Genomic DNA, 21,008 nt, shown 5'->3' with positions numbered 1-21,008 from the left:
ACCGAACGGGGGGCGCGCGGCAACCGGGAAGGCTGAGCCGATCCGGCGCGCTCAGGCCAGGTGAAGATGACCCTGGTACAGACCCCACGCCGCCCAGCAGGCAACAACGATCACGCCCGCCACGATCACCTGCTCGGCCCGGGTGAATATCCGCTGCCCATGCTGGTGCTTGGCGGCGGCGAACATGGCGATGCCAGGCGCATACAGCAGTACCGACAGCAGCACCTGGGACAGCCCGCCGGCATAGACCAGCCACAGCGCGTACAGCGTTGCCAGCCCGGCCACCAGCAGATCGCGGGCCCGCAGCCCGCGCTGCCCGGCATAGGTTTCCCCGCGCAGTGCGAGCAGGGCGCCGTAACCGGCCGAGAACAGATACGGCACCAGGCTCATCGACGCGCCCAGCAGCACCAGGCTGGTATAGGTGCCGGCACTGAACAGCGTGATGATCAGAAACAGCTGGATCAGCCCGTTGGTGAGCCACAGCGCATTGGCCGGCACCTGGCGCGCGTTCTCACGCCCGAGGAAGGCGGGCATCGTGCCATCCCCCGCCGCTGCGTACAGCACTTCGGCGCACAGCAGTACCCACGCCAGCAACGCCCCCAGCACCGAGACGATCATGCCGATGATGATCAAGGTGGCGCCCCAGGGCCCGACGATGGCTTCCAGCACGAAGGCCATCGAGGGGTTGCGTGCATGGGCCAGGGCGTCCTGGCGCAGCACCCCCATCGAGAGCAGATTGACCAGCATCAGCAGCGCAAGCACGCACAGGAACCCGATGATGGTCGCGCGCCCGACATCCGAGCGCCTGGCCGCACGCCGCGAGTAGATGCTGGCGCCCTCGATGCCGATGAACACCCACACCGTGATCAGCATCATGCCGCGCAGCTGTTCGCCCACGCTGCCAAGTTCTGCCGTGCCCCAGAAGTCGCCGGTGAAGATATCGGCCTTGAAACCGACCGCGGCGATGATCAGGAACACCACGATCGGCACGATCTTGGCCACGGTGACGACGGCATTGACCAGCGCGGCCTGGCGGATGCCGCGCAGGATCATTGCGTGCATCGACCACAGCAGCACGGACGCACACGCCACCGCCTGCCAGGTATTGCCCTCACCGAAGGCCGGCACGAAATAGCCCAGGCCACTGAAGATCAGCACGAAATAGCTGACGTTGCCCAGCAGCGAACAGACCCAGTAGCCCCAGGCTGCCGAGAAGCCGATGTAATCGCCGAACCCGGCCCGCGCGTACGCATAGATGCCGGTATCCAGCTCGGGCTTGCGGTTGGCCAGGTTCTGGAACACGAAGGCCAGCATCAACATGCCCAGCCCGCTGATCATCCAGCCGATCAATGCCACGCCCGGGCCGGCGCTGCGCGCGATGTTCTGCGGCAGCGAGAAGATGCCGGCACCGATCATCGACCCGACCACCAGGGCAGTCAGCGCGGTCAGGCCAAGCCGGTCGGAACGGGAGGTCATGTGCTCACCATGCCTGCAAAGGATAGCGCCGATTACCAATGCAGCGCGGTGAGCATCCGGTGAATCACGCGACCCGGCGCGCCATGGGATGTGGCACGCCGGGCAGGATCAGAAGGTCTGCCAGTCGTCCCCGTCTCCGGCCACGGCCGCTGCCGGCATCCGCGCGGTGCTGCGCGCGGGCGCGGCCCGGCGTGCCGATGTGCTGGCCGCACCAGCACTGGACTGCAGGCGGAAGATCGCTACCGCAGTACCCAGCTGCTGGGCCTGCTCCTCCATCGCACGCGCCGCCGCCGTGGCTTCCTCCACCAGCGCGGCATTCTGCTGTGTGGTTTCGTCCATCTGGGTGATGGTCTGGTTGACCTGCTCGATGCCGGCAGACTGCTCTTTCGAGGCGGCCGAGATCTCGGCCATGATGTCGTTGACCCGACGCACGCCGGTGACGATCTCCTCCATCGTGCGGCCAGCGGTCTGCACCAGTGCCGAGCCCGCACTGACCTGGGTCACCGAGTCGTCGATCAACGTCTTGATCTCCTTGGCGGCGCCCGCCGAGCGCTGGGCCAGCGCGCGCACTTCCGTGGCCACCACCGCGAAACCACGGCCCTGCTCGCCGGCCCGGGCTGCTTCGACGGCGGCGTTCAAGGCCAGGATGTTGGTCTGGAAGGCAATGCCGTCGATCACCGAGATGATCTCGGCGATACGCTTGGACGAGGCCTCGATGCCGGCCATGGTGGTCACCACCTGGCCGACCACCACACCGCCCTGCGAGGCCACCTCGGCAGCACCGGCGGCGAGCTGGTTGGCCTGCACCGCATGGTCCGCGTTCTGCCGGACCGTGGAGGTGAGCTCCTCCATAGAGGCGGCGGTCTCTTCCAGGCTGGCGGCCTGCTGCTCGGTGCGGCGCGACAGATCGCTGTTGCCCGCGGCGATCTCACCGGCGGCCAGGTTGATGCTGCCGGTGGCCTGCTGGATGCGGCCGACGATATCGGTCAGCTGCGCGACCGTGGTATCGGCGTCGTCACGCATCCCGGCGAACACGCCATGGAACTCACCGCGCATGCGTGCCGTGAGATCACCCGCTGCGATGGCGCGCAGCAGCGCGGAAATCTGCTGCAGATTGTCATCACTGACCTGCATCATCGTGTTGAGGTTTTCGACCATGGCGCGGAAGTCGTGGTCGAAGCGCACCACGTCACCACGCTGGCTGAAATCGCCCACCGCCGCCGCGCCGGCCAGGTCCCCGATCTGGGTATTGATGGCGCGCAGGTTGGCCTTGGTGGTATCCATCGCCGCGGTAAAGGCGGCCTGCTCGCCGGGCAGGCGGTCCATGTCCTGGCTCAGGTCACCGACCGCGTAGCGCTGCATCACCTCGACCAGACGGCGCGTGACCGCGATGTTGGCGCCAACCAGCTGATTGGTGTCTTCCACCATCTTGCCGTACTCGCCGGGGAAGGCCTGCGCGTCCATGCGGTAGCTCAACTCACCGGCGTCGTGGCGCTGGGCCATCTCGCCCTGCGCCGCCATCACGGCGCGCAGCTGGCTGCGCATGCGCTGCATCGATTCGAGCAGGCGCCCGACTTCGTCGTTGCGCGCGGGCGGCAGCGGCGTGTCCAGACGGCCTTCGGCCACCTCGGCGGACAGGCGTACCGCATCGGCCAACGGACGGATCGCCTGGCGGCGCAGCAGCACGTACACGCTGCCGCTGAGCACCAGCGCCGCGCCCAGGCCAACGGCGAGAATGATCCACAGCAGCGCACGTGCCTGCGCGGTGATCAGCGCGTGCGGCACGATCACACCGAGCGCGAAATGCTCCTGGCTGCCACCGATGCGCAGCGGCACATAGGCCTTTACGTTGCCGGCCGCATCCGGTTCGAAGGCATCGAAGGTCTTGTCCGCCTTCACCGCGGCCAACACCTGCGTGGTCACCGCATCCTCGCGACGCTTGCCGATCTCGTTCGGGTCCTCCGCGGCCAGCACGATGCCGCCGGGCGAGATCAGTTCAACGTGACCTTCACCCATCGGGCGCAACGCGGCCAGGTGCTTCTGCAGTGCGGCCAGCGCGAAATCCACCGTCACCACGCCGAGGAAGGTGCCGTCATCGATCACCGGGGTGGACAGCGTGGTCATCAGCACCTTCTGGCCACCGATCTCGTACGTATAAGGCTCGGCCACCGTCTGCCGCTTCAACTCCTTTGGCTTGAGATACCAGTCGCCGTCGCCGGGCACGTCGTAGCCCTTCAGCGCATCCTGCATCGGCGTACCGTCGTGCCAGGCCCAGTAGCTCATGAAGCGGCCGGTATCATCGTGTGCCTCGGCACCGACGAACTCGGTGTCCTTTCCATCGAAGGCTTCCGGCTCCCACAGCGTGCCGAACCCGACCCACTCCGGGTGTACCTGCACCTGCTGGTGGATCACGGCGGCGACCGTCGCCCGCGACAGCGTACCCGCGGCGCGCTGCACCAGCAGGTTCTGCGCCAGCGCCTGGCTGGTGGCGAAGGCACTGGAAAGATCACCACTCACCCGCAGCGCTTCGGCCTGGGCCTCGCTCTGCATGGTGTGGCGTGAGGCATCGACCAGCGACGCGCTGGCTTCGCGATAGCTGATGGCGGCGGTGACACCGAAGCAGAGCATGGCGATCAACGCCGTACCCAGCATCAGTCGGTTGGCGATGCTGCCAGGGCGCTTGGACGCGGTGGGGCGGGACACGGGCATGGGGGGCGGTTCCGGAAAAAGGGCATACCGGCGGACGCACGCGTGCGCCGCCACGGAAACACGCAGTCCATTGCGGGCCGGCACGCGCGCGGTGCAGTCACGGCGCGGCCAGCGGGGATCGATGCCACCGCCCTGCTCTGTGGAGATACCACCTGCCGGCACCCTGACGGCGCCGGCCCAGAGAAGGGACTCAGCTGGATAACGGCGTGATCGGCCCGATGTTTAGCGCCGATTCCTGACCGTGTTCAGTGAACGCCCGCGCCGCGCTCGCCACGCCCCAGCCGCTCCACCAGCGTCTGGCTGGCGGCATTGAGTCCGATCACCTCCACGCTAGCGCCACGCGCGCGCAGCTTGCCGGCCACCCGCTCCAGTGCACCGACCGCACTGAGGTCCCAGAAGTGCGCGTTGCTCAGATCGATGACCACGCGCTCGGGCACATGCAGCAGATCGAAGGCCGCCGCGAACTGCCCGGCCGAGGCGAAGAACACCTGCCCGCGGACCGTGTAGACACGGCTGCCCTCGGCGGCTTCGGCATCGGCGATGTCCAGCATCCGGCCGACCTTGCGGGCGAAGAACAGCGCCGACAGCAGCACCCCGGTGAGCACGCCCTTGGCCAGGTCATGCGTGGCGACCGTCACGATCACCGTGCCCAGCATCACCAGCGAGGAGCTCTTGGGATGCAGCCGGAACTCGGCGAACGAGCGCCAGTGGAAGGTGCCGATGCTGACCATGATCATCACCGCGACCAGCGCGGCCATCGGAATCTGCCGGACCCACTCCGCGCCGTAGACCACCAGCAGCAGCAACAGCACGCCCGCCACCAGGCAGGACAACCGGCCACGGCCGCCGGAGGACACATTGATCACCGACTGCCCGATCATCGCGCAGCCGCCCATGCCGCCGAACAGCCCGGCGGTGATGTTGGCCAGGCCCTGTCCAGCGCACTCACGGTTGCGCTGGCTGGGGGTGTCGGTCATGTCTTCCACGATCTGCGCGGTCATCATCGACTCCAGCAGCCCCACCACCGCCAGCGTGGCCGAGACCGGCAGCAGGATGCGCAGGGTCTCCCAGGTGAGCGGCACATCGGGGAGCAGGAAGGTCGGCAGGCTGTCCGGCAGCGCGCCCATGTCGCCGACGGTGCGGATGTCCAGGCCCAGCCAGATCGACAGCCCGGTGAGCACCACGATCGCCACCAGCGGCGAAGGCACCGCCCGGGTCAGCAGCGGCAGCAGGTAGATGATCGCCAGACCGGCCGCGCACACGGCGTACACCGTCCATGGCATCCCGATCAGCTCGGGCAACTGCGCAAGGAAGATCAGGATGGCCAACGCGTTGACGAAGCCGGTGATCACCGAGCGCGAGACGAAGCGCATCAGGGCACCCAGCTTGAGCGCGCCGGCGACGATCTGCAGCAGCCCGGCCAGGATCGTCGCGGCCAGCAGATACTGCAGGCCGTGGTCGCGGACCAGATCGACCATCACCAGCGCCATCGCGCCGGTGGCCGCGGAGATCATGCCCGGCCGGCCGCCGGCGATGGCGGTGACCACCGCGATGCAGAACGAAGCGTACAGACCGACCTTGGGGTCGACCCCGGCAATGATGGAAAACGCGATCGCTTCGGGAATCAGCGCGAGGGCGACCACGGCGCCGGACAGCAGATCACCGCGGATGTTGCCGAGCCATTGCTGGCGCAGCGGATAGGACACAGACATGGACAGACTCCACGCACCGGCGATGCGCACGGCGCGTTGTGTGATGAAGACAAAGCACTCCCTGAGCCAGCGCAAGGGCCGGCGCGTCGTCAACGCGGTATCAGGGTGGCGTCATCACAAGGGTCCTGCCGGGGCAGTGGAAGCGGCGCGCAGGATAGCGCAGTCCTCCGATGGCCTCAAACATGGCCAGCCAGTTCACCTCGCGCGTTGCCTGCCCAGCGCGACGGTGGCTGCCCGGTCACCCGCCGGAACGCCGCGGCGAACTTGCCGGGGTTGGCATAGCCCATCGCCAGGGCGACCTCGGTGACGCTGCGGCCGGCCAGCAGCATCGGCTTGGCCGCTTCCATCCGGCGCCAGGTGAGGTACGCGTAGGGCGTCATGCCGGTCGCCAGCCGGAAGCCACGACTGAAGCCACTGGCTTCCTGCCCGACTTCCTGCGCCATGCGGGCGACGCCCAGATCGTCGCCGAGATGGGCATCGATCAGTTCCTGCACGCGCTTGACGTGCGCCGGCGACAACGCGCGTCGCGTCGGGGGCGACGCAACCGGAAGTCCCGCCAACCGCTTCAGCACCAGATCGACACCGTGCTCGAAGAACGCGGCTGAGCCTGCATGCGCTTCAGCGCAGTGCCATAGCGCCCCCATCACCGAGGCGATCACCGGGTCCCCATGCAGCGCCGATGCTGCGCGATGCAGCTGCTCCAAGCGCACGTCGTGCCCCTGCAGATGCCGCGCGTCGATGGCCAGGCCCAGCAGCGCCAGCGCTGGGCTGCGGAATTCGCCTGGGCAGTCCGGCAACACAACATTGAACGCGCCTGCGCACCAGGGCTGCGCGATGCGTCCGAGCGCCGTGCGCTGATACAGGGTGCCGCCGCCCGCCGTGAGCAGCCCGATGCGCAGCGCACCACCCTCACCCATCGTGCCCTGCGCCGCCGCAAACGCATGGCGGAGCATCAGCACCGAGCCGTCGGCGCTGCCGACGCAGGCGTCCAGCGGACGGCCGGCTTCGGCCGCCACACGGGCGGCCACCGCTGTCGCTGGCGTGGCAGTGGCGCAGGTCATCAGGTGTCCAGTTCTGGATCCGCCCTGCCGGGAATGGAGCGGCAGCACCTCATTGTTACACAATAACATTTGCGATTCCTCCCCATCACCGTGGTGCGCGCCACCACCCCAGAGGCTCCTCGTGAAACACGCTGTACTTGCCGGCGCCGTGCTCGCCGCGCTTCAGTTGCTGCCCAGTGCGCCCGCCCAGGCCCAGTCCACCCCACCCGCCAAGGCCACCGAGCTGGACGGCATCGTGGTCACCGGCAGCAAACGCGATACCCCGTACCTCAAGAGTGACATGTCGGTCACCGTGCTCGACCGCGAAGCGCTCAAGGAAGCGCACGTCACCGAGTTCCGCGACCTGGACAAGCTGGCGCCTAACGTGAAGTTCAACGTGATGGGCCAGCTCAGCGACATGTTCATCTCCATCCGCGGCATCGAGTCCAACCCGTTTCTGGTCAACCGCGCCTCGGTCTACATCGACGGCATCCCGTTCCGCGAACTGAGCAACGCGGTGTTGAACCATGTCGAGTCGGTGGAGATCCTGCGCGGGCCACAGGGCACGCTGTACGGTGCCAACAGCGAATCCGGCCTGGTGCTGGTGCGCACGCGCGCACCGTCGGCGACGACCGAAGGTGAGGTGAATGTCGGGCTGACCTCCTTCAGCAACGGTCATGGCCGCAGCGTGGATGGCTTCCTCGGCGGCGCGCTTGGCAAGAGCGACCGGTTGTTCGGCTCGATGGCGTTCATGGCCTCGGACGAAGACAGCCACCTCAAGAACCTCACGCCTTTCAATGGCGTAAAAGGCAAGGTCCAGGAAACCTACCTGCAGGGCAAACTTCGCTGGGAGCCGACCGATACGCTGGCCATCAATGCGATCGCCTATCACCTGGGCACGCGTGCACCCGGGATGTTCGAGTACGAATATCTGCCGCTGGATGTCGGCCTGTATAACCGCACCTACGGCGATCTCTACAACGGCGGCCGTGGTACCGGTGACTTCACCTACATCAACGATGCGCCCAAGCGCACCACCAAGAATGAAACCGTCGCCGGCACCAGCGCGCAATGGCAATTGTCCGGCGGCACTCTGGATGCGGCCCTGTCCTACCGCCAAGAGGAGGACACCTCCGCCGGCTACGACTTTGACATGACCGCCACACCCGCGCTGGCCGGCCGCATCTACGACAAACAGCACAGCTGGAACGGCGAGCTGCGCTTCAGCTCCCCCAGCGATCAGGCCCTGACCTACATCGCCGGCATCTCCACCTACCGGCACCACAAGGACTCCATCCTGGGCACGCTGGTCGGCCCGCCGTTGCGCGGCCTAGGCAGCTATGACCTCGCTCCGCTGCAGGGCTCGGATGGCCAGGACTACAGCGTGTTCGGCACGGCCAGCTACACCCCACCCTCGCTGCCGAAACTGACCGCCAGCGTTGGCCTGCGCCATGAGCAGGCCAAGCGCTCCACCCGCCAGCGCGAAGGCACGCTCGATCTGGGCCCGGGCGGCCTGGTGTTCTATCGCGATGCCGAGCTCGCACACACCTTCACTGCCACGCTGCCACGCGTGTCACTGCGCTACGACGCCAGCGACACGCTCTCGTTCTACGCCGCATCCGCCAAGGGCTACATTCCGGGCGGCTTCAATCTGGCGGCCGCGCAGAGTGACGTCGTCAACGACAAAGTGCTGCGCTACGAATCGGAAATGATGTGGAGCCACGAGCTCGGCTTCAAGATGAACGTGCTCGGCGGGCGGGGGCATATCGGTGGCGCGGTGTTCCACATCACCTCGGACAACTGGCAGGAAATCCAGCTGGCCACCGATGCCAACGGCCGGCCGATCTCCTCCGACTACGTAGGCTCGGATGCGTGCATCCGCTCGCGCGGCGTGGAGCTGGAAGGCGCGCTGGAGGTCCTGCCCGGCCTGACGTTGACCGCCAACGCGGGCTACGTGGACGCCGAGTACCGCAAGCTGTTCGTCGGCGCCAATGAAAGCCTGGCCGGCAACGACGTCAAACTCACTCCGCAGTACACGGCGTATCTTGCCGCACGCTACCAGCACCGCTCCGGGCTGTTCGCGCGCGTGGAGTCATCGTTCAATGGCCGCATGGCGCTGGACGAACGCAATCGCGCCTACCAGCCGGCTGTGGCCATCCTCGGCGTGCAGCTCGGTTATGAAACCGGACCGTGGAGCACGCGCGTGTACGTCGACAACCTGACCAACAAGCGACGCATCAACGGGTTGATCTTCGACAACCTGGCGTTCGGCCGTGACGGCAACTACTACGGTCCCATCGACCGCCCGCGCATCGTCGGTGCGGAAGTCGGCTATCGGTTCTGAGGCAGGTGGAGGGCGCTGCGGGCGGTGCCCTCCTACTCCTTTAGCACTTCCTGCGTGTCCACGATATCCACCCCCGAGACCTGCCCCAGCCAGCCATCGAACCACGGCTTGTGCGAGGCACCGACGATGGACAGGACGCGGGAGCCGGGGTGGTCACGCACAACCTCGAGAATGTTGGCGACCATGCGCAGATTGCGGATTTCCCAGCCCTGCACCCAGATCTGGGGGTAGTGCTGCGGTGACACGGCGGCCAGTGTCGGGCGCACGTTGGACTCGGCGAGCACCTGCAGCGCCGCGGGATCGTTGACGCTGCGATACAGCGAGAGCAGATCGTTGGACGCGATGAAGGCCGCTTCGCGTTCCGTCATGGCATCGAACGTGGGGCCATACCCACTCCACGCCTGCTGGAGCGCGGCGCTGAACGCCTTGCGGTCGGCGATCTGGTGATTGTCACCGGTATGGTCGTCGACGGCGTACACGCGCTGCAGACCGAGCCGCGCGGCCAGGACCGCAGCGATCTGGTAGCTCTCGTTCTTGCGCGTTTGAATCTGCTTGAGCAGCTCGACGAGGCTGCCGTCCAGGCCGTCGCCCGCGCGTCGCTCGGCCACGGGCAGCTGCAGCCACTGCACGTAGGCAGACGCCCGTTCGCCAGCGGCAAGGAACAGGGCGGCCAGTTGGCGAGGCTGCGCGGCGGTGGGGGCAGCCGGCCAGGCCGCCAACGTCCTGTTGACCTGTACGATCGCCGCCGGCACCTCCAATCCCGTGGCCGTCTTCGCGGTGTCCGTGCTGGCGCAGTAGTCATCGCCGTAGACCGCCGCATGGCGCTTGGCCAGATCGCACTGCTCGCCGCTGATGGCTTCGATGGTGATGTAGCCGGGCTTGAAGGCCGCCAGCCTGTCCAGCAGCGGATCCAGCGCCTTGGGATCGAAGGCCTCGTGCTCGCTCAGGTGCACGCTGCCCAGCACGAGGACCTCGGTGCGTGGGCCGACCATGTCCTTGTCCAGGTTTGCCAGGTCGATCTGCGCCTGGGCGCAGAACGGGATCAGGGCCATCACGCAGGCCGACAACACGCGTTGCTTCATGCATCACCCCCGGGGAAGTCCGTGACAGCCTTTCTAGCAGGCAGATGCGGCGCCGGCCACGTGCCGGATGGCATAGGGGTCCAAAGGCGTTATGCGAGCGTCCTTTCCGGCTTATGGGCTCCAGCACCCAGTTCCCGATGCCGCCTACGGACAAAGATAGTAGGATTGAAGCAACCAACGGAAGGTCTTACGCATGGGCAGTTTCAGTATCTACCACTGGATCATCATCGGCGGCTTGATGCTCATCCCGGTCGCCATCGCAGCGGTGATCGCCATCGTCGTCCTCAGCCTGCGAAAGAAGTCACCCAACCGCTGACGAGCGCCCCCTGCCGGGTCAGAATGGCCGGCTCCCCGGGTGTTGCGGGGTGACTCAAGGGATCCGGCATGGCGACAAGAAACAACACGGTCGAGTGGATCACGGGGGTGATGCTGCTCATCTTCTTTGCCATGCTGTTCGGTATCCCCAACAGCTCACCGTGGTTCGGGCTGGTGTTCGTGTACCTGATGGCGGCCGCGCTGTTCATCGTGGGCAGCATGCTGTGGAGTGCGTTGCGCAGCCGCCGCGCAGCACTGGCATTAGGTCGCATGCCACCCACGCGCGCACTGCACACCCGCGAGGTGAAAGCGCTGGAGTGGTTCGGCCAACCCGAGCGCATCGTTTGGCGCATGCCGCGCGGCAACGTGATCGACCTGATCAAGGCGGCGCAGGCCGCAGGAACCCGGCCGGTAGTGCGCACACTTCGCGGGCCGTATCGCGTGATGGTGCGCGCCCGGCATCACGAGCGGTATGACTTCATCGGCGATGTGGAGGTACTCATGCTGCCGGGGGCGGATCGCTACCTGCGCGAGAACAACGAGGCCGACGTGTTGCTGTGCGGAAGGTTCGCGGTGGTGCTCGCGTTGAATGGTGCGTGGCGGATCGACCAAGCGCCATCGCTGTTGCGATGACGCGCGTGCGCATCGCGTTGTCGTTCAATCAGTAGCGCGGCTTGATTGGCTCACTGGAATCCAGGTACCCCGCGGCGAGAGCCTTCTCGCAGGCGATATAGCCTGCGTTGACGACGCGCCCCTGCGCGTTGAAGACCACATAGTAGGGCGAGGTGTTGCCGCGGTTGCGCAGGAGATAGTTGTAGCAGACGCCGTTGATGCCGGGCACCACCATTGCATCCAGCGGCCGTCCCGCGGCGCTCAGGACTGACTCGCGGGTCGCCCCCTGCTGCAGCGAACTGATCACGACCGGATTGCCGCGGTCATATTGAAGAACGCTGGGCATGCATGCGGACAGACCCGCGCAGACACCACACGCCAGCAGGATCGCCTTGGTCATGGGGGCGGCGCTCACTGCCGGCGCGCACGCGCTGCCGCCGCGTTGGCGTCGCGGATGCGCTGGTTGCGCGCCTGCTTGTCATAGTCATCCTTTGCCTGCATCACGCCACCGGCCGCCTGGATCCAGCTGCTGGTTGTGCAACCGGACACAAGCAATGTCGCGGCAAGGGCTGCCGGGATAGTGAGAAACTTCATGAATCAACCTCTTTGACAGCCACCACATATGGCCGATGGAAAACTGCGCTGCACTACCGCCACGCGCACAGGAAGCGATGCGCAAAACCACATCGCGAAATCGGCAAAGCCACTCATGGCGCCGTCAAACGGGGCGGAACGATAGTTGACGCGCACTTAACAAAAACAGAATGCGCGGCATTTCTGTTTTTGTATATTCCTATTGTTGCTCAAGCGCAGACGCCATGAGGGCGCCTTCTTCCATGCGATCCCAGCTGCGCTGTACGCACTAGGCAATAGACGTTTCTGGTGCCGGCCGATCACTACGACAGAGCGAGAAAATCACTTTGCGCCAGAGTTACCGCTGAGCACTGTTTGGTGGGAGTTGATCAGATGAATCCTCCGACGAGCGGCAGCGGCAGCCGCAGCGGCACTGGCAACGGCAGTGGCAGTGGCAAGACTGCTCAGGAGCGGCCGGCGCGAGGAAGACCGTCAAGACGGAAGAGACAACGTCCGCAACGCAGACGAAAAACCCGCCAAGGATGGCGAAGACAACGAGAACTACCGCACCCCGGTTGAATTGGTGGGCCCACCAGGATTCGAACCTGGAACCAAAGGATTATGAGTCCTCTGCTCTAACCGTTGAGCTATAGGCCCTTGCGGCCGCACAGTGTAGTGGAGGCCTGTAGGCGCTTTCCACTGCAACCCTCACATCAGCCAAAACGCTGCCCCATCGCCTGCACCCGACGCGCATTCTCCGCCGCCAGCTCACGCAGCCCGCCCGAGCGCAGCAGCGCCGAACCCGCCACGCGCTGCCAGTAGTCCACCGCCAGCGGCGCTGCCCAGTGCAGGTGCGCGAGCTGGCCGCTGCGCTCCGGCGCGATGGAGGCGAGCGGCGTAGCCGCACGCAGCACGCCTGTGCGCGAGGGTGCCAATGACATCGGCAACATGTCATACGCGGGCGCCAACGGCAGCGGGCCGCGATCGACCAGGTGGAAACCCAGATTGCCCTGATGCATGTCGCTGTTGCCGATCAGCCGGCCGAACGCGTGCAGCCTTCCCATCGCGGCCTGCGTGTCGCGATCGACCCAGCCCTGCGTCAGCAGCGCGTCGGCGGCGGTCCCCCAGTCCACGGTCACGTCACCAGCGAAGGCCGAGGACAGCGCCAGCAGCGAGACGAAGCCACGCCGGCCGAGCACGTCGACAGTGCGGTCGAAGCGCTGCACTTCCAGGAACGTGTGCGTGTCGGTCTGGAGGATCTCGGACGCTGCTGCCGGCACGCCGGCGTCGCGCAGGCACTGCAGGGCGAGGTGCTCGCAGACCAGCAGGTCTGCCCAGCGTTCTGCGGCCTCGCCTGCGGTGGGCTGCGCGAACTTCACCAGCGCCGCATAGCGCCCTCCCTCATGCTCCACCGTGGCAGTGAACTTCGGTTGCTCGCCACCCGGCGACGATCCGACGTCTTCGCCTTCCAGTGCCGCCGCCGCGCGCTCGGGATAACGACGTGCGCGCTGCCCGGCCAGGACATGATCGCCAGGCGCATCGAGCGCGCGCAACGCCATCTGCACGGCATCGCCGCCCAGCAGGAGATCACCGATCTCGGTGCCGCCTGCACGCACCAGCGCCTGTAGCGTGTCACCCAATTGCCATCGATTGAGGTCGTCGGGGACGCCCAGGTCACGCCCGCGACGATGCGCGAACGTACGCCCGAGAAAACCCTGTGGCCGCAGGTCGTCCAGGTACCACGGCAGCCCCGGGAAGTGGCCATCGACGGTCTCGTCTGGCGAACGGGTCAGATTGGGGCGTGCGGCGGTGGTCGCCACGTGGAAGGTCTCGCCCGTGAGTGCCACGACCGTGCCCAGTTCTTCAAGGGTGGCGTCCGGCCCCAGCCGGAACAGCGGCCACTCGCTGCCCGCGGCGGTCTGCTGACGGATGGCATAGGCCGTGGCGCGGGTGCGGCCAAGTCGCACCAGGCGGTCCCCGGCCTCGGCGACAAGACGACTCAACGTTGTCCGGGTAACCCCCAGGCGATCGACGAGATCGGCAGCTGAGACGACCTCGCCAGCAGGCAGGTTGTCGAACAGCGTCTGGAGCTGGACGGTACGGGGACGGGCCATGGCCTGAGTTTCGGGACGAGTTAAGTTACGAATCTATACGCCAATCTTCGGCGAACCGCAACCCCATTAAACTCATAAGCCATTGATTAAAATACCATCACCGCGGAGAACACCGAAAAAACATCCGTAATTAAGTTACGAAACACGCAACGAAATCACGCGATCAGCCCAGCGATCCCCCACCCCTTCGAACATCCGCTCCATCCGCTGCGCCGCCACCCGCCCCAAAAAAACAAACCCCGCTTGCGCGGGGTCTGTCGGGTTTCAACGCGATGCGCCGGTATCGATCAATCGATATCCAGGAAACTGCGCAGCTGCTCGGACCGGCTCGGATGACGCAGCTTGCGCAGCGCCTTCGCTTCGATCTGGCGGATACGCTCGCGGGTGACGTCGAACTGCTTGCCCACTTCCTCGAGGGTGTGGTCAGTGTTCATGTCGATGCCGAAGCGCATGCGCAGCACCTTGGCTTCCCTCGGGGTGAGGCCGGCCAGCACGTCACGCACGGTTTCAGACAAGTTGATGTTGGTGGTGTTCTCGATCGGGGACTCCACGTTGGTGTCCTCGATGAAGTCGCCCAGATGGGAATCCTCGTCGTCGCCGATCGGGGTTTCCATCGAGATCGGCTCCTTGGCGATCTTCATCACCTTGCGGATCTTGTCTTCCGGCATGTCCATTTCCTTGGCCAGCTCCTCCGGCGTAGCCTCGCGGCCATACTGCTGGAGCATCTGACGGGAAATGCGGTTCAACTTGTTGATCGTCTCGATCATGTGCACCGGGATACGGATGGTGCGCGCCTGATCGGCGATCGAACGGGTGATGGCCTGGCGGATCCACCAGGTCGCATACGTGGAGAACTTGTAACCACGGCGGTATTCGAACTTGTCCACGGCCTTCATCAGGCCGATGTTGCCTTCCTGGATGAGGTCGAGGAACTGCAAGCCGCGGTTGGTGTACTTCTTGGCGATCGAGATGACCAGGCGCAGGTTGGCTTCGACCATTTCCTTCTTGGCCTTGCGCGCACGCGCTTCACCGTAGGCCATGGCGCGGCTGATTTCCTTCAGCTCGTCCAGTTCCAGCCAGGTGGTCTTCTCGATGTCGATCGTCGCCTGCTGTTCGGCGATGATCTGGTCCTTCACGTCACGCAGGGCCGAGGACCACTTCTGCTTGCGCTTCAGTGCGTCTTCCACCCACTCCAGGTTGGTCTGGTTGCCTTCCCACGAGCGGATGAAGTCCTTGCGCGGCATGCGCGCGGTCACGGTCGCCAGGTTCAGCACGCGGCGTTCGTGGGACTTGATCGAGGCCATGACGTCGCGCAGCTGCTTGACCAGCACATCGGTCAGCGGCAACGGCAGCTTCAGGGTCACGAACACGGCGGCCATGTCGTCGCGCAGCTTGGCCAGCGGCTTGCGGTCGCCCTTGGCAGCGGCCTTCTTGAACGCGGTGTACGCATCGCTCAGGGCCTGCATGCGGCGTGCGACTTCTTCCGGATCCGGACCGGTCGGGCCGGCCTCTTCCTCGACGTCGTCGCCGTCGTCGTCTTCATCGGCGTCTTCGTCAGCCTCATCGCTGGTGTCTTCGGCCACGGCCGGGGCCGGGACTTCTTCGACCAGATCGTTGAAGCCGACGATCACTTCGGCCAGGCGCTTCTTGCCTTCCTTGTGCGCGTCGTAGTCGGCCAGCAGCGATTCCACCGATACCGGGAAGGTACCGAGTGCGGCCTGGACCTGGCCCAGGCCTTCTTCGATGCGCTTGGCGATGGCGATTTCGCCTTCGCGGGTCAGCAGCTCGACGGTACCCATTTCGCGCATGTACATGCGCACCGGGTCGGTGGTGCGGCCACCTTCGGTGTCGAGCGCGCTCAGCGCGGCGGCGGCTTCTTCGGCCGCGGTGTCATCGACTTCGCGGTTGCCGGTGTTGCCATCGTTGAGCAACAGGGTTTCTGCATCGGGAGCAACTTCATGGACATCAATGCCCATGCCGTTGATCATGCCGATGATATCTTCGATCTGCTCCGGGTCGACGATGTCGTCGGGCAGATGGTCATTGACTTCGGCGTAGGTCAGGTAGCCCTGTTCCAGGCCCTTGCTGATCAGAAGCTTGATGTCGTTTTGCTGGGCAGGACGTTCGTTGGCCATGTAGTGCTCGCGCCACCGGCTGGGAGAGGGAATAGAACCTAGCATTATACCAGCCCGGCGCCCCGCGTTCCCGGGCGGTGGTCCCGGGGGCTAGGGTCTGAGCAGGAAGGTCACGGGACCATCGTTGACCAGGCTGACAACCATATGGGCACCAAACTGGCCGGTTTCCACCCCCGGGGCATGTTTTTGTCTGCAGATATCGACCAGTCGATTGAATCCGCGTTCAGCCTCCGCCGGCGGCGCGGCGGTACTGAAGCCCGGCCGCATCCCGCTGGATGTATCGGCCGCCAGGGTGAATTGGCTGACCAGCAGCAATCCGCCGCCGGTGTCGCGCAGCGACCGGTTCATTTTTCCGGTCTCATCGCCAAAGACACGGTAACCAAGCAGGCGATCGGCCATCCGGGTGATCTGGGCCTCGGTGTCGCCCGGCTCCATGCCCACCAGGGCCAGCAGGCCGGGCCCGATCTGGCCCACGACGGCCTGCTCGACATGGACGCTGGCTTGGCTCACGCGCTGGATCAGGACAAGCATCGGCAGGGCTCCGCAACTGAAGGCGGCCTACCTTAACGCGCCCGCGCGCCGACAGGCTGGCCGCCAGCGGCTAGACTTCGCAGCGATGAAACCGCACACCACTGCCCGCCTGGCGTACCGCGCCGCTGCCCTGTTCACCCGCCTGCCCTGGTCCTGGCTGCGTGCCGTCGCGACGCTGCTGGCCTGGCTGTGGATCCGTCTCAACGCCCGTGAGAGCCGCGTCACCCGCCGCAACCTTGAGCTGGCCTACCCCGAACTCAGCGATACCGAACGCGCGGCGCTGCACAGGAACGTGCTGCGCTCCACCGCGCTGCAAGCGATCGAAACCCTTCGCCTGTGGACCCAGCCGCGCGAGCGCAACCTGGCCCGGCTCACCGAGCGCCACGGTGAGGCGCTGTACGACGCCGCCCTGGCTGCCGGCAACGGCGTGATCGTGGCCGCCCCGCACTACGGCAACTGGGAGCTGCTCAACCAGTGGCTGGCCTCGCGCGGCCCGATCGCGATCGTCTACAAGGCCCCGGATGAAGCGGTGGGCGATGCCTTCCTGCAGCTGGTCCGTGGCGGCGACAACGTCCAGCAGGTCCGGGCCGAGGGCCCGGCCGTGCGCCAGCTGTTCAAGGTGCTCAAGGACGGCGGCGCCACCGGCATCCTGCCCGACCAGCAGCCCAAGGCCGGCGACGGGGTGTTCGCGCCGTTCTTCGGGGTGGAGGCGCTGACGATGACCCTGGTCAACCGGCTGGCCGAGCGCACCGGCGCGACCGTGCTGTACGGCTGGTGCGAGCGGATCGGCCCGGACATGGACTTCGCGCTGCACATCGAGGCCGCTCCGCCGGCCGTGGCCGATCCCGACCCGCGTACCGCCGCCAGCGCCCTCAATGCCGGGATCGAACGCATCGCCCGGCGCGATCCGGCGCAGTATCAGTGGACCTACAAGCGCTATACGCTGCGTCCACCGCAGAGCGGCGAGGACGATCCCTACGCCACCGAGGACCATCCGCACTGACTGCGACGCAGCGTCGCGCCCTTGGCGCGATTGAATCGGCGCTTTCCGTCCCCACTGTGGAAACCACGATGTCCCCCACGGCCCCTGCCATGTCTTCTGCTTCTTCCCTGTTCGGCGACCCGGCCGCGATCCGCTGCGAGCGCGCGGTGGCCGAACTGCGCGCCGGTCGCCCGGTGGTGATCGACGATGGCCACGGCCTGCGCCTGGCCTTCATCGCGCTGGACAGCAGCACCCGCACCAGCTTCACCGCCTTCGCCGCCGCCGCGGAAGATCGCCACTACCTGTTCCTCACCTCCACCCGCGCACGCGTGCTCGGCGTCAGTGCCGAACGTGGCGCGCGCGTGCCGCTGGCCGGCATCGACTTCGATGCACTGCCCTCGCTCAGCTACCTGCGCGATCCCGGCGCAATGCCGCCCGGCTGGACCGGCGGTGAAGCGCTGGACGATGGCGCGGTGGAGATTGCCCGCCTAGGCCTGCTGCTGCCGGCGATGGTCGGGGTGCTGTTGAACTCCGATGACCGCCGCTTCGACGGCTGCGCCCAGGTCTCGCTGTGCGACCTGAGCCAGGGCGCCGAGCAGGCCGCGCACGCCTATGAGCTGGTGGCCCGCTCGCCGGTCCCGCTGCGCGAGGTCGGCATGACCGAATTCGCGGTGTTCCGCGGTGGCGTGGCCCAGCGCGACCAGGTCGCGATCATCGTCGGCACGCCGGACCTGTCCGCCGTGGTGCCGGTGCGCGTGCACTCCTCCTGCCTGACCGGCGATCTGTTCGGCTCGCTCAAGTGCGACTGTGGCGACCAGCTGCGGCGTGGCCTGCGCAAGCTCAAGGAGCTTGGTGGCGGCGTACTGCTGTACCTGGACCAGGAAGGCCGTGGCACCGGCATCGCCGCGAAGATGCGCGCCTACGGTTACCAGCACGATGGGCTGGATACGATCGACGCCGATGCGCAGCTTGGTTTTGGTGCCGACGAGCGCCGGTACGGCAGTGCCGTGGCGATGCTGCAGGGCCTGGGCGTGACCCGCGTGCAATTGCTCAGCAACAACCCCACCAAGGCCCAGCGCCTGCGCAATGCCGGCATCGACGTGGTCGATTGCGTGCCGGTCACCGGCGACATCACCGCCGAGAACGAACAGTACCTGCGCACCAAGGCCGAACGCGCCGGCCACCTGCTCGATGTGGATGCGCTGATCCAGGCCGCGCAATAGCCCACGGCAACCTGCTACCGTCTGCGCCACGGGCGGTTGCACCTGCACGCATGCGCCCGGCCCGTTTCCAGCCGAGCGCCCTGCCTTGTCCGATCTCCTCGACACTCCCGTGCCGCCGCCCCTGCCGCCGTCGCCCGCCGCGCCGGACTGGCAACCGCTGCCGCTGCGTTCGGCCTCGCTGGCCGCCTTCGGTGGCGCGATCGCCGGCGCGCTGCTGATCGGCGGTGCGTTCGGTGCGCTGTGGGTGGTGTTCGATCTGCCGGGGCGCTGGTGGGGCGCGGCCGGCGTGGTGCTGCTGGGCGCACTGATCGGTGCCGCGCTCGCCTTCCGCCGCCAGCGCCGCACCTATTGGCGGCTTGATGCCCAAGGGCTCGGGCTGCGCCGTGACCTGCTCTGGCAGAACGAAACCCGCGTACCGACCTCGCGCGTGCAGCACCTGGATCTGCGGCGTGGCCCGATCGAACGCAGCGCCGGGTTGAGCACGCTGGTCGTGCATACCGCCGGCAGCCGCTTCAGCGCGGTCACACTCAGTGGCCTGGACAGCGCCGATGCCGAGCGCCTGCGCGATACCCTGGCGCACCAGCTGGACCAGGACGACGACGCCCTGTGAGTATTCCGCCGCCGCTTGATGCCGCGCCGGAGCAGCGGCTGCATCCCTGGTCGTGGCTGTTCGTACTGCTGATGCAGCTGCGCCAGGGCCTGGTGCCGTTGATCGCGCTGGTGGTGTTCGGCCAGCGCGGCGACCGCGATGAGTTCTGGTTGTCGATCGGCCCGGTGATCGCCGTGGTGGTGCTGGTGGCGTACTCGGTGCTGCAGTACCTCACTTACCGCTACCGGATCGGGGCGACGGCAATCACGGTGCGCAGCGGCGTGTTCGCGCGCAATCGCCGCGAGATTCCCTTCGCCCGCATCCACAACGTGGTGGTGCACCAGAACCCGTTGCACCGCCTGTTCGGGGTGGCCGAGCTGAAGCTGGAATCGGCCGGCGGCAACCGACCCGAGGCAGAAATGCGGGTGCTCAAGCTGGACCAGGCGCTCGCACTGGAGCGGCTGGTCCGCCAGCGTGGCCAGGCAGCGCCGGCCGCGGCCGGGGGCGAGGCGGCGCTTGCCGAGCCTGCCGAGGACGTGCTGCTGGCGCTGGGCCCCGGCGAGGTCATCAGCATCGGGCTGTTGTCCAACCGCGGCTGGGTCGTGGTGGTGGCGGTGCTGGGTGCGATGCTGCAATTGTTCCCGCGTGGCAGCGTGTCCGATGTGATCGAAGCAGGCGGGCGCCAGGCCTTCGGCTATGCCAGCCACCTGCACCCTGGCATGTGGCTCTGGGCGATTGCCGCAGTGCTGGCCGTGGCCGGTTTCTGGGTGCTGCTGCGGGTGCTCTCGGTGGTGCTCGCGCTGCTGCGCTATTACGGTTTCCGGCTCAGTGAGCACGAGCGTCGGCTGACCGTGGCCAGCGGACTGTTGACGCGGATGCGCACCAGCGTGGCGCGGCGCCGGATCCAGGCCTGGACGCTGCGCGAGACGGCCCTGCAGCGCTGGTTCCAGCGCCGCCAACTGCGCATCGATATCGCGGCCGGCAACCCCGGCGAAGGCGAGCGGCGTGACCTGCGCGAACTCGCGCCGCTGGCGACGCCGGCCGTGTGCGATGGGCTGGTCCAGCATCTGCTGCCACACCTGCAGTGGCCGCCGGCGCGCTGGCAGCCGGTTCAGAGGCGCGGCTGGTGGCGGCTGTGCCTGGGCGCGCTGTGCGTGGTTCCGCTGCTGAGCGCGGGCGCGATCTGGTACGGCGGTCCGTGGGGCGCGCTGTTGCTGCTGTGGTTGCCGTGGTCGGCATTCCGCGCGCACCGGCAGATGGACCGCATCGGCTATCACCTGGATGACGACTACGTGGCCGTGCGTGGCGGCTGGTGGCAGCGCTGGTGGCGCTTTGCAGAGCTGGACAAGCTGCAGGCGCTGCGTCTGACCCGCTCGCCGCTGGACCGCCGGCTGGGCACGGCCAGCGTGTGGCTGGATACCGCCGGCGCGGGCATGGGCACGCCGCTGGTGCTGCAGTACCTGCCGGAGGCCGAAGCACGCGCGGTGTACGAGCAGCTGGGCCGGGCGTTGGCCAAGCGCCGCCTGCGCTGGTAGACGAGCCTCCACGCACGGCGTGGACCGACCGGATGA

17 protein-coding genes and 1 tRNA gene are annotated in these 21,008 nt (G+C 66.8%); 7 read left to right on the top strand and 11 right to left on the bottom strand.

The window, feature by feature from the left end:
- Positions 1–51 precede the first annotated feature (51 nt).
- The 4 genes from arcD to POS15_RS19880 form a co-directional block, all read right to left on the bottom strand.
- A complete protein-coding gene (gene arcD / locus POS15_RS19895) occupies positions 52–1,476 on the bottom strand; it encodes an arginine-ornithine antiporter (protein ID WP_102789358.1) in 1,425 nt (474 codons plus the stop codon).
- 108 nt (positions 1,477–1,584) lie between these two features.
- Positions 1,585–4,185, bottom strand: a complete 2,601-nt coding sequence (locus tag POS15_RS19890) for a methyl-accepting chemotaxis protein (RefSeq protein WP_284128735.1) — start codon at positions 4,183–4,185, stop codon at positions 1,585–1,587.
- A gap of 245 nt (positions 4,186–4,430) precedes the next feature.
- The gene (locus POS15_RS19885; RefSeq protein WP_284128734.1) at positions 4,431–5,897 is read right to left on the bottom strand and encodes a SulP family inorganic anion transporter; all 1,467 of its coding nucleotides are present in this window, start codon (positions 5,895–5,897) and stop codon (positions 4,431–4,433) included.
- A 176-nt stretch (positions 5,898–6,073) separates the two neighbouring features.
- Positions 6,074–6,958 (bottom strand): AraC family transcriptional regulator, encoded by an 885-nt coding sequence (locus POS15_RS19880; protein ID WP_070471874.1) that lies wholly within the window; start codon positions 6,956–6,958, stop codon positions 6,074–6,076.
- Positions 6,959–7,079: 121 nt separating this feature from the next.
- Between POS15_RS19880 and POS15_RS19875 the strand changes: the two genes are divergently transcribed.
- Positions 7,080–9,281 (top strand): TonB-dependent receptor, encoded by a 2,202-nt coding sequence (locus POS15_RS19875; RefSeq protein WP_284128733.1) that lies wholly within the window; start codon positions 7,080–7,082, stop codon positions 9,279–9,281.
- A 32-nt stretch (positions 9,282–9,313) separates the two neighbouring features.
- Here the strand turns inward: POS15_RS19875 and POS15_RS19870 are convergent, their stop codons facing one another.
- A complete protein-coding gene (locus tag POS15_RS19870) occupies positions 9,314–10,363 on the bottom strand; it encodes a DUF5694 domain-containing protein (protein WP_284128732.1) in 1,050 nt (349 codons plus the stop codon).
- Between the two features lie 193 nt (positions 10,364–10,556).
- On the opposite strand from POS15_RS19870, the gene POS15_RS19865 reads away from it, so the two are divergent.
- Entirely contained in the window at positions 10,557–10,679 is a 123-nt protein-coding gene (locus POS15_RS19865) for a hypothetical protein (protein ID WP_259462124.1), read from the top strand.
- 110 nt (positions 10,680–10,789) lie between these two features.
- Positions 10,790–11,311 (top strand): hypothetical protein, encoded by a 522-nt coding sequence (locus POS15_RS19860; RefSeq protein WP_070471871.1) that lies wholly within the window; start codon positions 10,790–10,792, stop codon positions 11,309–11,311.
- Between the two features lie 28 nt (positions 11,312–11,339).
- Here the strand turns inward: POS15_RS19860 and POS15_RS19855 are convergent, their stop codons facing one another.
- The 6 genes from POS15_RS19855 to dtd form a co-directional block, all read right to left on the bottom strand.
- Positions 11,340–11,690: an outer membrane protein assembly factor BamE gene (locus POS15_RS19855; RefSeq protein ID WP_070471870.1), complete on the bottom strand. Its 351-nt coding sequence runs from the start codon at positions 11,688–11,690 to the stop codon at positions 11,340–11,342.
- A gap of 11 nt (positions 11,691–11,701) precedes the next feature.
- The gene (locus POS15_RS19850; protein WP_070471869.1) at positions 11,702–11,884 is read right to left on the bottom strand and encodes a hypothetical protein; all 183 of its coding nucleotides are present in this window, start codon (positions 11,882–11,884) and stop codon (positions 11,702–11,704) included.
- A 560-nt stretch (positions 11,885–12,444) separates the two neighbouring features.
- Positions 12,445–12,520 (bottom strand) — tRNA-Ile (locus tag POS15_RS19845).
- Positions 12,521–12,576: 56 nt separating this feature from the next.
- Positions 12,577–13,977 (bottom strand): type II toxin-antitoxin system HipA family toxin YjjJ, encoded by a 1,401-nt coding sequence (yjjJ, locus tag POS15_RS19840; RefSeq protein WP_083298768.1) that lies wholly within the window; start codon positions 13,975–13,977, stop codon positions 12,577–12,579.
- A gap of 287 nt (positions 13,978–14,264) precedes the next feature.
- Positions 14,265–16,112: an RNA polymerase sigma factor RpoD gene (gene rpoD / locus POS15_RS19835; protein ID WP_019183598.1), complete on the bottom strand. Its 1,848-nt coding sequence runs from the start codon at positions 16,110–16,112 to the stop codon at positions 14,265–14,267.
- Positions 16,113–16,202: 90 nt separating this feature from the next.
- Complete coding sequence (gene dtd, locus POS15_RS19830) at positions 16,203–16,643, bottom strand: D-aminoacyl-tRNA deacylase (RefSeq protein ID WP_070426029.1); 441 nt, start codon at positions 16,641–16,643, stop codon at positions 16,203–16,205.
- Between the two features lie 85 nt (positions 16,644–16,728).
- Here dtd and POS15_RS19825 point away from each other — a divergent pair, with 85 nt between their 5' ends.
- The 4 genes from POS15_RS19825 to POS15_RS19810 all read left to right on the top strand — a co-directional run bounded on the left by POS15_RS19825 (position 16,729) and on the right by POS15_RS19810 (position 20,972).
- A complete protein-coding gene (locus tag POS15_RS19825) occupies positions 16,729–17,646 on the top strand; it encodes a lauroyl acyltransferase (RefSeq protein ID WP_102788572.1) in 918 nt (305 codons plus the stop codon).
- A 68-nt stretch (positions 17,647–17,714) separates the two neighbouring features.
- The gene (gene ribA / locus POS15_RS19820) at positions 17,715–18,848 is read left to right on the top strand and encodes a GTP cyclohydrolase II RibA (protein ID WP_070472075.1); all 1,134 of its coding nucleotides are present in this window, start codon (positions 17,715–17,717) and stop codon (positions 18,846–18,848) included.
- An 85-nt stretch (positions 18,849–18,933) separates the two neighbouring features.
- Positions 18,934–19,458: a PH domain-containing protein gene (locus POS15_RS19815; RefSeq protein ID WP_019183594.1), complete on the top strand. Its 525-nt coding sequence runs from the start codon at positions 18,934–18,936 to the stop codon at positions 19,456–19,458.
- On the top strand, positions 19,455–20,972 hold the full coding sequence (locus POS15_RS19810) for a PH domain-containing protein (protein ID WP_070472080.1): 1,518 nt from the start codon (positions 19,455–19,457) through the stop codon (positions 20,970–20,972). The genes POS15_RS19815 and POS15_RS19810 overlap by 4 nt, the downstream gene beginning before the upstream one ends.
- The last annotated feature ends 36 nt before the right edge of the window (positions 20,973–21,008 follow it).

It is taken from the genome of Stenotrophomonas sp. BIO128-Bstrain, assembly GCF_030128875.1.
Classification (GTDB): Bacteria; Pseudomonadota; Gammaproteobacteria; order Xanthomonadales; family Xanthomonadaceae; genus Stenotrophomonas; species Stenotrophomonas bentonitica_A.
This window is presented reverse-complemented; position numbering and strand designations above follow the sequence as displayed.

Coding starts and splice junctions, on each gene's coding strand:
- POS15_RS19885 (WP_284128734.1), bottom strand. CDS start 5,897: ATGTCTGTGTCCTATCCGCTGCGCCAGCAATGGCTCGGCAACATCCGC.
- rpoD (WP_019183598.1), bottom strand. CDS start 16,112: ATGGCCAACGAACGTCCTGCCCAGCAAAACGACATCAAGCTTCTGATC.
- arcD (WP_102789358.1), bottom strand. CDS start 1,476: ATGACCTCCCGTTCCGACCGGCTTGGCCTGACCGCGCTGACTGCCCTG.
- POS15_RS19865 (WP_259462124.1), top strand. CDS start 10,557: ATGGGCAGTTTCAGTATCTACCACTGGATCATCATCGGCGGCTTGATG.
- yjjJ (WP_083298768.1), bottom strand. CDS start 13,977: ATGGCCCGTCCCCGTACCGTCCAGCTCCAGACGCTGTTCGACAACCTG.
- POS15_RS19890 (WP_284128735.1), bottom strand. CDS start 4,185: ATGCCCGTGTCCCGCCCCACCGCGTCCAAGCGCCCTGGCAGCATCGCC.
- POS15_RS19850 (WP_070471869.1), bottom strand. CDS start 11,884: ATGAAGTTTCTCACTATCCCGGCAGCCCTTGCCGCGACATTGCTTGTG.
- POS15_RS19860 (WP_070471871.1), top strand. CDS start 10,790: ATGCTGCTCATCTTCTTTGCCATGCTGTTCGGTATCCCCAACAGCTCA.
- POS15_RS19870 (WP_284128732.1), bottom strand. CDS start 10,363: ATGAAGCAACGCGTGTTGTCGGCCTGCGTGATGGCCCTGATCCCGTTC.
- ribA (WP_070472075.1), top strand. CDS start 17,715: ATGTCCCCCACGGCCCCTGCCATGTCTTCTGCTTCTTCCCTGTTCGGC.
- POS15_RS19880 (WP_070471874.1), bottom strand. CDS start 6,958: ATGACCTGCGCCACTGCCACGCCAGCGACAGCGGTGGCCGCCCGTGTG.
- POS15_RS19825 (WP_102788572.1), top strand. CDS start 16,729: ATGAAACCGCACACCACTGCCCGCCTGGCGTACCGCGCCGCTGCCCTG.
- POS15_RS19855 (WP_070471870.1), bottom strand. CDS start 11,690: ATGACCAAGGCGATCCTGCTGGCGTGTGGTGTCTGCGCGGGTCTGTCC.
- dtd (WP_070426029.1), bottom strand. CDS start 16,643: ATGCTTGTCCTGATCCAGCGCGTGAGCCAAGCCAGCGTCCATGTCGAG.